This window comes from Streptomyces sp. GD-15H (assembly GCF_045291515.1).
GTDB lineage: Bacteria > Actinomycetota > Actinomycetes > Streptomycetales > Streptomycetaceae > Streptomyces.
The window spans coordinates 5,149,672-5,162,599 of the sequence record NZ_CP149447.1; the positions used below are offsets into that span (position 1 = coordinate 5,149,672).

Here is a 12,928-nt window from a genome sequence, read left to right on the forward strand (position 1 = left end):
CCGTTCACTCACCGTCGGCGGTGGGCTCGCCCTCCTCCCGTTCGCCGTCCGGTCCCTGGGCCCGCACCCGCTGGACGTGCTCCAGGGACTCACGCAGTTCGGTGAGCCAGTCGTCGGCGTGCCGCTGGACCAGGCGCACGCACCAGGCCAGCGCCTCGCTGCGGCTGCGGGCCACCCCGCCGGCGATCAGCGTGTCGAGGACCAGGCGCTCCGGCTGGCGCAGCCGGGTCATGACGGGCGCGGCGACATGGGTGAACAGGGCGCGCCGCCCGTCGCACTCCAACCCCCAGGAGACCTTCCGGCCGAAGCGGTGCTCCGCGTCCCGGGCGACCGCGATCCGGGCGTCCCGGGTGCGTTCCCGGAACTCCTGGATCCGGCCCTCGATCGCCGCTTCCCGCTCGGCCGGAGAGGCGTCCTCGACCGGCCGGGGTCCGGAAATGCGTCCGATCACCGTGATTTCCTCGCGGTCGACCGTGACCTCGGCCAGTTCCTCGAAGAGGTCGTCGGGGAGCCGGCCGGTGAACCAGCCCCGCAGCTGCTCTTGCTGCTGTGCCGTAATCATGTAATAACGATTACTCGGCATCTTCATGAACACAAGGGGGTGCGGAACGGTCTGCCGACAGCAGAATCGGAATGTCTCAGGCCCATTGACCTCGCGCTTTCATGAAGCGGGCTCGGGCTTCATGATGTCCTACCCATGCTCTCGCTGCGGGACGGAGGACAAGCTCCACCGCGCACGGCTCTGCACTCGATGCACCATCGCCGACCGGCTCGACGAGCTGCTGGATGACGGAACCGGCCGCATCCGCCCAGAACTCCTCCCGCTGGCCGACTCGCTCCTGGCCATGGACCGCCCACTGTCCGGCCTCCCCTGGCTGAACAGGCGCAAAGGGAACCCCGGCTCCACCGCTGACCTCCTCCGGCGGCTCGGTCGAGGCGACATCGAGCTGACCCACGAAGCCCTCCCTCATTTCCAGCCTTGGCGAGCCGCCGCCCACTTGCGGGAACTCCTCACGGCATGCGGCATCCTGCCCGCCGTCGACAAACGAATCTGCTCGTTCGAACGATGGCTCATCGGGCATGCCGCCGACATGCCCGACCCCGCCCACGCACAGGTCATCCGCCGATTCGCTACCTGGGAGGTGCTGCCGCGGCTACGGACCCGCGCCGAGAAGAAGCCGATCACACCAGCCGCCCGCAGACGCGTCGCGGACCAGGTCAAGCAGGCCACCGCGTTCCTCGACTGGCTCGCCGATCGGGACCACACCCTCACCACCTGCGACCAGACCGGCATCGACGCCCGGCACGCCGAGCACAACGAATACGCCCGCAACACCATCCAGAGCTTCCTGCTGTGGTGGTCGGCCAACAAGCTCACCCGGCCCTTCCGGCTGCCTCCAGTACAGATCAGCCGGGCCACACCGATGCCGCAGACCGAGCGCCTGGAGCTGATCGGCCGCCTTCTCACCGCCCCGAGCCTGCCTCTGCGACCCGGGCTCGCAGAGGCAGGCTCGGGTCGCGGGGAGCATCGTCCTGCTCCGTGCCCAGCCGCTCAACCGCGTCGTCCGCCTCACGCTGGACGACATCATCCCGCCGAACAGCAGCCCCTTCTCCGGCTCGCCCGTCGAGGGCGTCGGACTGCGGCGCGTCAGACGGTTCGCGGTGTCCAGGTCTTCGGCGACGGGTTGTCGGCCGCCGACCGGGGAACCTTCGCGCAGGAGGTGTAGCCCGATAGGAAGAGGGAAGTGACCGAGTCGTTCCACGCCAGGTCGAACTGGTCGCCCGTCGCCGGGTTCTGGACGCGGAAGCCGAACTCGACGAAGTCCTTGCCCCGGCGGTTGCCGTCGTGGGTGAGGGTCCAGCCCGCCGAGGTGAACTTCCGGCGCAGGCGAGCCTCCGTGGCACGGGCGACATCGGCTGGGATGTCTTCGACCGTCCAGCTGAGGTCGAAGGTGACGACGTCTGGCAGAGTCTTTTCGATGCTGAGGCCGCCCGCGTAGCAGCTGTGGCCGGGGAGCACCTGGACGGGCCTCACTGCCTCGTGGGGCGGCAGGGCCATGCCGTCGTACGCCCACTGCGCGCGGTCCGTCAGGCGCTGGGAGAGCGTCGCAGGGTCGGCGGAGGGGTACTCCCGCTCCAGCACGGAGCAGCCCGTGGTCGTCAGGGCGGCGAGCAGCAGGGCCAGGAGCGCGGCGGTCTTCCTCATGGATTCGACCGTACGAACGAGGCGGCGCCGGCCGCATGAGCACAGGTACTCAAGCCCCGCAGGGAGGATCCGGGGGCGAGGTGCCAGCCTGGCAGCAGCAGCGGGACTCCTCGGGGGACTGACGATAGTTGAACAGGCGAGCCCGCCGGTATCACACCCAGTTCAGGCGGACCGGTGAAGTGCCAGGAAGACTGGACGGAACCGGCGGGATCATGACCGCTCGGGTCCGGTAGTCCCGGGGCCAGAACCCAAGATCTTCATGAGTCTTCCAGGCCGGACCGTCCTGGGGCCGTTCGAGGGGGACAGACGAGGACCACCAACGACCACGACGGCGCGGCGGTCTGCCGCGCCATCGTGGTCGTGTCTGCCCGGCTAGACCCAGGTGTCCAACCACATCCGGGACCGCCAGTCGTCGATGGGGAGGGAGGTGCCGGTGTAGATGGGCCAGAAGTAGATGAAGTTCCAGGCGATCAGGAGGGTCAGGACGCCTGCCGCCGTCGCGCCCGCGACCCTGCGGGTGTCGCTGGAGCGGGGCGGACCGACGAGCGCGCCCAGGAGCATCGCCACCGCCAGGCACAGGAACGGGAGGAAGACGATGGAGTAGAAGAAGAAGATCGTGCGCTCCTGGTACAGGAACCACGGCAGGTAGCCGGCCGCGACGCCGCAGGCGATGGCGCCCGCCCGCCAGTCACGGCGGAAGAACCAGCGCCACAGGACGTAGAGGAGCGCGAAGCAGGCCACCCACCACAGCATGGGCGTGCCGAGGGCCAGCACCTCGCGGGCGCACTTCTCGCCCGCGTCGGCCGGGCAGCCGTCCGTACCGGGCGCCGGGGACTCGTAGAAGTAGGAGACCGGGCGGCCGGTGACGATCCAGCTCCACGGGTTGGACTCGTAGGTGTGCGGCGAGGACAGGCCGACGTGGAAGTCGTACACCTGGTTCTCGTAGTGCCAGAAGCTGCGCCACCAGTCGGGGAACAGCCAGGACCAGCCGCTGTCCTTGCCGTCGGTCACCGCCCAGTCGCGGTAGTAGCCGCCGCTGCCGTCGTCCGCGGAGAGGAACCAGCCGAGCCACGAGGCGATGTACGTCGCGAGCGCGACCGGGACGGTGGAGAGGAACGCCCAGCCCAGGTCGCGCCTCAGCACCGCCCGGCGGGGGCGGCGGGCACCGGCGGTCCGGCGCGCGCCGACGTCCCACAGCACCGCCATCACACAGAGCGCGGCCATGACGTACAGCCCGTTCCACTTCGTGGCGAACGCCAGGCCCAGCATCAGCCCCGCCGCCGGCCGCCAGGGCCGCAGGCCCAGCCGGGTTTTCTCGGCGACGTCCGGGTCCGGCAGGGTCCGGCCGTCGGGGCCCACGGGCAGCGCGGCGGCGAGCCGCTCCCGGGCCCGGTCCCGGTCGACGACCAGGCATCCGAAGGCCGCGAGCACGAAGAACATCAGCACCCCGTCGAGCAGCGCGGTGCGGCTCATCACGAAGTGCAGCCCGTCCACCGCCATCAGCGCGCCCGCGAGGCAGCCCAGGAGCGTGGAACGGAACAGGCGCCGGCCGATACGGCACAGCATCAGGACCGAGAGCGTCCCGAGCAGAGCCGTCATGAACCGCCAGCCGAACGGGTCGAACCCGAACATCAGCTCGCCCAGCCCGATGACGTACTTGCCGACCGGCGGATGCACGACGTACGCCGCTTCGATCGGGATGGGGACGTCTCCGCCCCTGGAGAGGATCAGGTCGTTGGCGTTCTTGTCCCAGTTGACCTCGAAGCCGCGGTGGACGAGCGCCCACGCGTCCTTGGCGTAGTACGTCTCGTCGAATATCACCGCCTTGGGGCTGCCCAGGTTCCAGAACCGCAGCACCCCCGCGAACAGGGTGACCAGCAGCGGGCCGCCCCACGCCGACCAGCGGGTGATCCGGTCGGCGAGCACCGGCGGCACCCCGAGCGTCGTCCACAGCCTGCCGGACGGCTTCGTGTACGGCGGGACCAGGCGGTCACGGATGTCGGGAACCTCGGGGACACTGCCTCTGGGTCCCGTCACCGGGTAGCCGAAGCGGTGCAGCCGCTGCTGCCATGACGGTTGCCGCTCCTGCGGCGACTGGTCCTGCCGGGTGTCCGTGGAGGACGCGGTACTGGTCACCGCGCCATCGTAGGGAACGGCGCTGCGGGAGTCCCGCGCATGGGCGGTATGCCCGGCTCCGTCGGTTCGGACCGCCCGGACCGCCCGGCCCCTTCGGCCCTGGGAGGATGGGGGAGTGACCGGAACCCTCGTACTCGCAGGCACCCCCATCGGCGACGTCTCCGACGCCCCGCCCCGGCTCGCCGAGGAACTGGCCGGCGCCGACGTCGTCGCCGCCGAGGACACCCGGCGGCTGCGGCGGCTGGCCCAGACGCTCGGCGTCACCCCCAAGGGCCGGGTGGTGTCGTACTTCGAGGGCAACGAGTCCGCCCGTACGCCCGAACTGGTCGAGGAACTGGCCGGCGGCGCGCGCGTGCTGCTCGTGACGGACGCCGGGATGCCCTCCGTGTCCGACCCCGGATACCGGCTGGTCGCGGCCGCCGTCGAGCGGGACATCAAGGTCACCGCGGTGCCCGGCCCTTCCGCCGTGCTCACCGCGCTCGCCCTGTCCGGGCTGCCCGTCGACCGGTTCTGCTTCGAGGGGTTCCCGCCCCGCAAGGCCGGGGAGCGGCTCGGGCGGCTGCGGGAGGTGGCCGGGGAACGGCGCACCCTCGTCTACTTCGAGTCCCCGCACCGGCTCGACGACACGCTCGCCGCGATGGCCGAGGTGTTCGGCGCTGAGCGCCGGGCCGCCGTCTGCCGCGAACTGACCAAGACGTACGAGGAGGTCAAGCGGGGCTCACTCGCCGAGCTGGCCGCGTGGGCGGCCGAGGGCGTGCGCGGGGAGATCACCGTCGTGGTCGAGGGCGCGCCGGACCGGGGGCCCGAGGAGGTGGACGCCGCCGAGCTGGCGCGCAGGGTGCGCGTGCGCGAGGAGGCGGGGGAGCGGCGCAAGGAGGCGATCGCGGCGGTCGCGGTGGAGGCGGGGGTGCCCAAGCGGGAGGTCTTCGACGCGGTGGTGGCGGCGAAGCGCTCCGCGGGGTAGCCGACCGGCTCGGGGAGTGCCGTTGGGAGCGGTCCGCCGCGGGGTGGCGGTGGGTGGTGGCTGGGCGCGCCCACGCGGCGGAGCCGCAGATCGATACGGCCCCGCGCCCCTTCGGGGCGTACGTCCGAGGCTCTTAAATAGGATGGGGCCATGGCCTCGAACGACCCCGGCAAGAACGCCGCCCCGCCGCTCCCGGAGCCCCTGCGGGTACCGGTCGCGGATTCGCACACCCACCTCGACATGCAGTCCGGCACGGTGGAGGAGGGGCTCGCCAAGGCCGCGTCCGTGGGTGTGACGGCGGTGGTCCAGGTCGGCTGCGACATCGAGGGATCACGTTGGGCGGCACGGACGGCCGCCGCGTACGACAGCGTCCACGCGACCGTCGCGCTGCACCCGAACGAGGCCCCGCGCATCGTGCTCGGCGATCCTGGGGGCTGGTCGCGGCAGGGCGCGCGGGAGGCGGGCGGGGACGCCGCCCTGGACGAGGCGCTCGCCGAGATCGACCGGCTGGCCGCGCTGCCCCAGGTCAAGGGCGTCGGCGAGACCGGACTGGACTACTTCCGCACCGGGCCGGAGGGCAAGGAGGCGCAGGAGCGGTCCTTCCGCGCCCACATCGAGATCGCCAAGCGGCACGGCAAGGCCCTGGTGATCCACGACCGCGACGCCCACGCCGACGTGCTGCGGGTACTGAAGGAGGAGGGCGCACCGGAGCGCACCGTCTTCCACTGCTACTCGGGCGACGCCGAGATGGCGGAGATCTGCGCCCGTGCCGGGTACTTCATGTCGTTCGCCGGCAACGTCACCTTCAAGAACGCCCAGCACCTGCGCGACGCGCTCGCCGTGGCCCCGCCGGAGCTGGTCCTGGTGGAGACCGACGCCCCCTTCCTGACGCCGGCGCCGTACCGCGGCCGGCCCAACGCCCCGTATCTGGTGCCGGTCACGGTGCGTGCCATGGCGGCCGTACGCGGCGTCGACGAGGACACCCTCGCCACGGCACTCGCGGCGAACACGGCCCGCGCTTTCGGTTATCCACAGGCGTGACCTGCGGGGTCCCCGCGCCCCGTACCCTTGTCCCGTGACCAGCCCCACCCCCGACGCCCTCCTGGGCCCCGCCGACGTCCGCGAACTCGCGGCCGCCCTCGGCGTACGGCCCACCAAGCAGCGCGGCCAGAACTTCGTGATCGACGCGAACACGGTCCGCCGTATCGTCCGCACCGCCGAGGTCCGCCCCGACGACGTGGTCGTCGAGGTCGGCCCGGGGCTCGGCTCGCTCACCCTGGCCCTGCTGGAGGCCGCCGACCGGGTCACCGCCGTCGAGATCGACGACGTGCTGGCCGCCGCGCTGCCCGCGACCGTCGCGGCCCGCATGCCGGAGCGCGCCGAGCGGTTCACGCTGGTCCACTCCGACGCGATGCACGTCGGCGAGCTGCCCGGCCCCGCCCCGACCGCACTGGTCGCCAACCTGCCCTACAACGTGGCCGTCCCGGTGCTGCTGCACATGCTGGAAACCTTCCCGAGCATCGAGCGCACCCTCGTCATGGTCCAGGCGGAGGTCGCCGACCGGCTCGCCGCCCCGCCCGGTTCGAAGGTGTACGGCGTGCCCTCGGTCAAGGCCAACTGGTACGCGGAGGTCAAGCGGGCCGGTGCCATCGGGCGGAGGGTGTTCTGGCCGGCGCCCAATGTCGACAGCGGGCTGGTCTCCCTCGTCCGCCGGAGCGAGCCGCTGAAGACCACCGCTTCCCGGCGCGAGGTGTTCGCCGTCGTCGACGCGGCCTTCGCCCAGCGCCGCAAGACCCTGCGGGCGGCCCTCGCCGGCTGGGCGGGCTCGGCGGCGGCGGCGGAGACCGCCCTCGTCGCCGCCGGGGTGTCGCCGCAGGCGCGCGGCGAGTCCCTGACCGTCGAGGAGTTCGCGCGCATCGCCGAACACAAGGAGACCGAGGAGTCCGCCGCGTGAGCGTCACCGTCCGGGTGCCCGCCAAGGTCAACGTCCAGCTCGCGGTCGGCGCGGCCCGCCCCGACGGCTTCCACGACCTGGCCAACGTCTTCCTCGCGGTCGGCCTCTACGACGAGATCACCGTCATGCCCTCCGCCGACGGCCTGCGCGTCACCTGCGAGGGCCCGGACGCCGCCGAGGTGCCCCTGGACGGTACGAACCTCGCCGCACGCGCCGCCCTCGCGCTCGCCGGGCGGTACGGCCGGGACGCCGACGTGCACCTCCACATCGCCAAGGACATCCCCGTCGCCGGCGGCATGGCGGGCGGCAGCGCGGACGGCGCGGGCGCGCTGCTGGCCTGCGACGCGCTGTGGGGGACCGGCGCCTCGACCGAAGAACTGCTCGACATCTGCGCCGAGCTGGGCAGCGACGTGCCGTTCGCGCTGGTCGGCGGGGCGGCACTGGGCATCGGGCGGGGCGAGAAGCTGACGGCTCTGGAGGTGGGCGGCACCTTCTCCTGGGTGTTCGCGATGGCCGCGCGCGGGCTGTCCACTCCGGCGGTCTTCCGGGAGTTCGACCGGCTGGCGGAGGGCCGGGACCTCCCCGAGCCCGTGGCCTCGCAGGACCTGCTCGCCGCCCTCGCCAAGGGCGACCCCGACGCGCTCGCCGCGGCCGTCTCCAACGATCTCCAGCCGGCGGCGCTGTCGCTGTTCCCGAACTCACCGGCACCCTGGCCGCCGGACGCGGCGCCGGCGCCCTCGCCGCCCTGGTCTCGGGCTCGGGCCCGACCACGGCCTTCCTCGCCCGGGACGTGGAGGCGGCGGAGGCGATCGCGGACGCGCTGAGGGCCTCCGGCACCTGCCGCACCGTGCGTACGGCGGCGGGGCCGGTGCCGGGGGCGACGGTCATCTGAAGGGAGTTCGGCTCGAAGCTCGTCGATGGCGGTGAGGTCAATGTCGATGGCATACGGCTGGCCGACCTTGACGCGCTCGCGCTGCATCCCCATATGCACATACGCGCGAGTGAGCGGGTCCAGCTCGTAGACGTGGACCAGCGGGCTGCCGCCGTCCGTCGCGCTCGACGCGCCAGAAGTTGGGGATTCCGGCAGCCGCGTACTTCTGGGGTTTGGTCGTGCGGTCGCGTGACTCCGAGTCCGGGGAAACGACTTCGACAGCCAGCAGTACGTCCTGAGCCTGATAGCTCGTCTGGTCGGGTCCGCTGACCGCATCGGTCAGGACGACGCTCACATCGGGCTCCGGGCCGTTGCGCCGGTCGAGGATGATGGTCATCTCCCGCTTCACCTGAACTTCTTCGGCACGCTTCGCCGGAGGCCGCTGACCAGCAGGTCGATCACGTTGCGTGGAAATTGCGCTGCGGACTCACGAGTACGAGGCTCCCGTCGATCAGCTCGGTGTGCGGCGGGAGATCGGGCAGTGTGACCAGGTCGTCCACGGTGTAGCCGTCCCTGGGCGGCACGTGCCAGTGGCAGTGCCGCTTCACGGACTCGGCGGTCATGGTTCCTCCCATGGACGGGATCCGGCTGCCTGCCCCCCACGGTAGCCGCCCGTTTCGGATCACGTCATCACAAGGAGTTACTGCCCCCTCGCGCCCCGGCCGTCCTCGGGGACGCCCTACGCTTGAAAGCTGATCGATCCCCCAGGCAGGAGAGAAATGGCCGTCAATCTGGTCAATGTCGAGAACGTCAGCAAGGTGTACGGCACCCGTGCCCTCCTCGACGGCATCTCCCTGGGCGTCTCGGAGGGGGACCGCATCGGTGTCGTCGGACGCAACGGCGACGGCAAGACCACCCTCATCCGGATGCTCGCCAAGCTGGAGGAGGCGGACACCGGGCGGGTGACGCACTCCGGCGGGCTCCGTCTCGGCGTGCTCACCCAGCACGACTCCCTCGACCCCGCCGCCACCGTCCGGCACGAGGTCATCGGCGACATGGCCGACCATGAGTGGGCGGGCAACGCCAAGGTCAGGGACGTACTGACCGGGTTGTTCGGCGGGCTGGACCTGCCCGGGTTCCCCAAGGGACTGGACACCGTCATCGGACCGCTGTCCGGTGGTGAGCGGCGCCGGATCGCGCTCGCCAAGCTGCTCATCGAGGAACAGGACCTGATCGTCCTCGACGAGCCCACCAACCACCTCGACGTCGAGGGCATCGCCTGGCTCGCCCGGCATCTGCGGGAGCGGCGCTCCGCGCTCGTCTGCGTCACCCACGACCGCTGGTTCCTCGACCAGGTCTGCACCCGCATGTGGGACGTGCAGCGCGGTGACGTGTACGAGTACGAGGGCGGCTACTCCGACTACGTCTTCGCCCGCGCCGAACGCGAGCGCATCGCCGCCACCGAGGAGACCAAGCGGCAGAACCTGGTGCGCAAGGAGCTGGCCTGGCTGCGCCGCGGGGCACCCGCGCGGACGTCCAAGCCGCGCTTCCGCGTCGAGGCCGCCAACGAGCTGATCAAGGACGTCCCCCGCCCCGGGACACCGGCGAGCTGATGAAGTTCGCCTCGTCACGGCTCGGCAAGACGGTGTTCGACCTGGAGGACGTCACCATCCAGGCGGGGCCCAAGGTGCTGCTCAAGCACATCACCTGGCAGCTCGGCCCCGGCGACCGGATCGGCCTGGTCGGTGTCAACGGCGCGGGCAAGACGTCCCTGCTGCGGGCCCTGACCGAGGCGGCCCGCACCGAGGGCGAGGCGCAGCCCGCGGCGGGCCGGATCAGCGTCGGCCGTACCGTCAAGCTCGCCTACCTCTCCCAGGAGGTCGCCGAACTCGACCCCACCTGGCGGGTGCTCCAGGCCGTGCAGGCGGTGCGGGAGCGCGTCGATCTCGGCAAGGGGCGGGAGATGACCGCCGGGCAGCTGTGCGAGACCTTCGGCTTCAACAAGGACAAGCAGTGGACGCCGGTCGGCGACCTGTCCGGCGGTGAGCGGCGGCGGCTCCAACTGCTGCGGCTGCTCATGGACGAACCCAATGTCCTCTTCCTCGACGAGCCCACCAACGACCTCGACATCGAGACCCTCACCCAGCTCGAGGACGTCCTCGACGGCTGGCCCGGCTCGATGATCGTCATCTCCCACGACCGGTTCTTCGTCGAGCGCACCACCGACCGGGTGTTCGCCCTGCTCGGCGACGGCACCCTGCGGATGCTGCCGCGCGGCATCGACGAGTACCTGGAGCGGCGCAAGCGGATGGAGGAGGCCGCCGCGGCCACCGCGCCCGCGGCGAAACCGGCCCCGGACGTCGCCGAGAAGAGCGCCGCCGACGTGCGCGCCGCCAAGAAGGAACTGCAGAAGATCGAGCGGCAGCTGGACAAGGTCTCCGAGAAGGAGGCCAAGCTGCACGCCGCCATCGCCGAGCACGCCACCGACTTCGCGAAGGTGGCCGAACTCGACGCGGAGCTGCGCGAGACGGCCGGTCAGCGGGAGGCGCTGGAAACGCGGTGGCTGGAACTCGCCGAGGACGCCTGACCCCCGCACACGGGTCCGCGCGGAGGTCCGCACGGGTCCGCGCGTAGGTCCGTGCGCGGGGCGCGCGTGGTGTGAAGGGCGTGTGGAGGTGCGTGGGGGCGCGTAACGAGGGCATCACAGGCCGGTCCTCCCTTGGGAACAGGGGTGGACGCGGCCCGGTGATCCGCCGGTGCCGGTGATAGAAAGACCCCGTCTGAGAACTGTAAGTACCGGCTTTATACGACTCTGGGAACATCACGTCCCTCAGGGTGTGGCTAAAAATCAGTGAGCAAGGGGGGAACGCGCTGATGGCTCAGCCGCCCAACCAGCCGCCGCAGGGCGGCTTCGGGGCACCACAGGATCCGCCCGCGTCGGGTGGCGGCTTCGGGGCTCCGACCCCGCCGCCCCCGCAGGGCCCGCCCCAGACCCCGCCGCCCCCGCAGGGCCCGCCGCCCGGTGTGTTGCCGCAGCCGGGGTACGGCTACCCGCAGCAGACTCCACCTCCGCAGCAGCCGGGTCCGTACGGCCAGCAGTCGGGTCCGTACGCTCAGCAGCCGGGTCCGTACGCCCCGGCCCGTACGCTTCCGGGCCCTACGGCCAGCCGCAGCAGCCCGGCCCGTACGGGCAGCCGGGCTACGGCTACCCGCAGCCGCAGTACCCGGGCGCGCCCGGCACCCCGCCGCCGGGGTCCGGCCCCCGCAGCTCCTTCAAGGGCAAGCCCGCCGTGATCATCGGTGCCGCGGTGGTGGCGGCGCTGCTGGTCGTCGGCGGCACCGTGTGGGCGGTCTCCGGCGACGACGGGAAGAAGGACAAGAAGCCCGTCGCCCAGAAGAGCGACGACCCCAAGCCCGACGCCTCCGGTGCCCCGGTCGACCCGGGCGACGGCAGCGGCGACGGCGGCTCGGACCCGGAGGACCTCAACGAGGGCCGCAAGTCCGGCGAGTCCAAGGTGCTCTGGTACAAGGAGGCGCCCGACGCGCCCGGTTCCGGAGCCGACGCCCCCGGCATGTGGATCACCGACAAGACGGCGGTGAAGGCGGCCTATAAGGAGCTCTCCGCCTACAACGTCGCCGACGGCAAGCCGACCTGGGAGCCCCTCACCTTCCCCCAGAAGATCTGCGCGGTCACCACGGAGAAGACGTCCGACGACAAGGTCGTCATCGCGTACATGAGCGGCGGCAGCGACCGCGCCAAGTGCAACCAGCTCCAGCTCGTCGACCTCAACACCGGCGAGAAGGGCTGGCAGCAGGAGGTTGAAGACGGCGCGCTGTTCGACTCCGTGCTCTCCATCGAGATGACCCTCAGCGGCAACACGCTGATGGTGGGCCGCTCGCAGTCCGGCACGGCGTTCGACGTCACGTCCGGCGACAAGATGTACGACAAAAAGAAGTACGGCGACGCCTGCTTCCCCGCCGCTTTCGCGGGCGGCGAGCGGCTGATCCAGGTCGCGTCCTGCGGCGCCGGTGGCGACAACGAGCACGACGAGGTCCAGGAGCTCGACCCGAAGACCGGCAAGGTGAAGTGGACCCAGAAGTTCGACAAGGGCTGGCGCGTCGAGCGCGCCTACTCCGTCGACCCGGTGGTCATCTACAGCACCAACAAGGACAAGAAGGCGTGGAACATCTCCACGCTCGGCTCCAGCGGCTCGTTCCGCTCCCAGGTCGCCGTCGACGAGGACTTCGCCCCCCAGTGCGGCTGGGCCATCCTCGCCCGTGACCTCCAGGGCTGCGAGGGCGTAGCCGCCGACGCGGACACCCTCTACCTGCCCACCAAGGCGACCACCGGGGCCAACGAGATCGTCGCGGTCAGTCTCGCCACCGGCAAGGAGACGTGGCGGGTGAAGTCCCCGGCGGCGGACTCGATGGTGCCCATGAAGGTCGAGGGCGGCAAGCTCATCGCCTACGTGGAGCCGTCGTACGACGCGGGCGGCAGGATCGTGTCCATCCCGACCACCGGCAGCAGCCACGAGCCGGTCACGCTGATGCAGAACCCGCAGGGCGTCGCGAAGATCGAGAACGGCTTCTTCAGCAAGTCGATCGACTGGGTCGACGGCCGTTTCTACCTCTCGACCACCCGGTTGTCCGGCAATGACGAGTCGAAGGAGAAGCTGATGCTCGCCTACGGCAAGTGAGGCGCGCAGCAGTGGTGAGGTGCGTCGGCCGGGTACGGCCGGCGCCCTCGCTCCGTCCGGTCACTTCCCCGCCGCCCGCCCCCTCCTTCGATTCCTTCGA

7 protein-coding genes and 4 pseudogenes are annotated in these 12,928 nt (G+C 71.3%); 7 read left to right on the forward strand and 4 right to left on the reverse strand.

The features are described from left to right. Positions 1 to 4: 4 nt before the first annotated feature. Entirely contained in the window at positions 5 to 562 is a 558-nt protein-coding gene (locus tag WJ438_RS24545) for a hypothetical protein (protein ID WP_406729796.1), read from the reverse strand. Between the two features lie 121 nt (positions 563 to 683). On the opposite strand from WJ438_RS24545, the gene WJ438_RS24550 reads away from it, so the two are divergent. Then, a complete protein-coding gene (locus WJ438_RS24550) occupies positions 684 to 1,727 on the forward strand; it encodes a hypothetical protein (protein WP_406727161.1) in 1,044 nt (347 codons plus the stop codon). On the opposite strand, the gene WJ438_RS24555 is transcribed toward WJ438_RS24550, so the two are convergent. Together WJ438_RS24555 and WJ438_RS24560 are read right to left on the reverse strand one after the other, a co-directional pair. Next, complete coding sequence (locus WJ438_RS24555) at positions 1,649 to 2,206, reverse strand: hypothetical protein (protein WP_406727162.1); 558 nt, start codon at positions 2,204 to 2,206, stop codon at positions 1,649 to 1,651. The two genes, WJ438_RS24550 and WJ438_RS24555, sit on opposite strands and share 79 nt — an antisense overlap. A gap of 372 nt (positions 2,207 to 2,578) precedes the next feature. Next, a complete protein-coding gene (locus WJ438_RS24560) occupies positions 2,579 to 4,342 on the reverse strand; it encodes a dolichyl-phosphate-mannose--protein mannosyltransferase (protein WP_406727163.1) in 1,764 nt (587 codons plus the stop codon). 115 nt (positions 4,343 to 4,457) lie between these two features. Between WJ438_RS24560 and rsmI the strand changes: the two genes are divergently transcribed. The 4 genes and pseudogenes from rsmI to WJ438_RS24580 all read left to right on the forward strand — a co-directional run bounded on the left by rsmI (position 4,458) and on the right by WJ438_RS24580 (position 8,152). Then, positions 4,458 to 5,306 carry a 16S rRNA (cytidine(1402)-2'-O)-methyltransferase gene (gene rsmI, locus WJ438_RS24565; protein ID WP_406727164.1) on the forward strand — a complete coding sequence of 283 codons (849 nt, stop codon included), beginning with the start codon at positions 4,458 to 4,460 and terminating at the stop codon, positions 5,304 to 5,306. A gap of 150 nt (positions 5,307 to 5,456) precedes the next feature. Next, a complete protein-coding gene (locus WJ438_RS24570; protein ID WP_406727165.1) occupies positions 5,457 to 6,347 on the forward strand; it encodes a TatD family hydrolase in 891 nt (296 codons plus the stop codon). Between the two features lie 34 nt (positions 6,348 to 6,381). Continuing rightward, positions 6,382 to 7,260 (forward strand): 16S rRNA (adenine(1518)-N(6)/adenine(1519)-N(6))-dimethyltransferase RsmA, encoded by an 879-nt coding sequence (gene rsmA, locus WJ438_RS24575; protein WP_406727166.1) that lies wholly within the window; start codon positions 6,382 to 6,384, stop codon positions 7,258 to 7,260. Next, positions 7,257 to 8,152, forward strand: a pseudogene (locus tag WJ438_RS24580) (4-(cytidine 5'-diphospho)-2-C-methyl-D-erythritol kinase). The gene rsmA and the pseudogene WJ438_RS24580 overlap by 4 nt, the downstream one beginning before the upstream one ends. Positions 8,153 to 8,173: 21 nt before the next feature. Here WJ438_RS24580 and WJ438_RS24585 read toward each other — a convergent pair. After that, positions 8,174 to 8,754, reverse strand: a pseudogene (locus WJ438_RS24585) (Uma2 family endonuclease); the annotation flags it as partial. A 156-nt stretch (positions 8,755 to 8,910) separates the two neighbouring features. Here WJ438_RS24585 and WJ438_RS24590 point away from each other — a divergent pair. Next, a pseudogene (locus WJ438_RS24590) lies at positions 8,911 to 10,718 on the forward strand (ABC-F family ATP-binding cassette domain-containing protein). Between the two features lie 287 nt (positions 10,719 to 11,005). After that, positions 11,006 to 12,828 (forward strand): annotated as a pseudogene (locus WJ438_RS24595) (PQQ-binding-like beta-propeller repeat protein). Positions 12,829 to 12,928 lie beyond the last annotated feature (100 nt).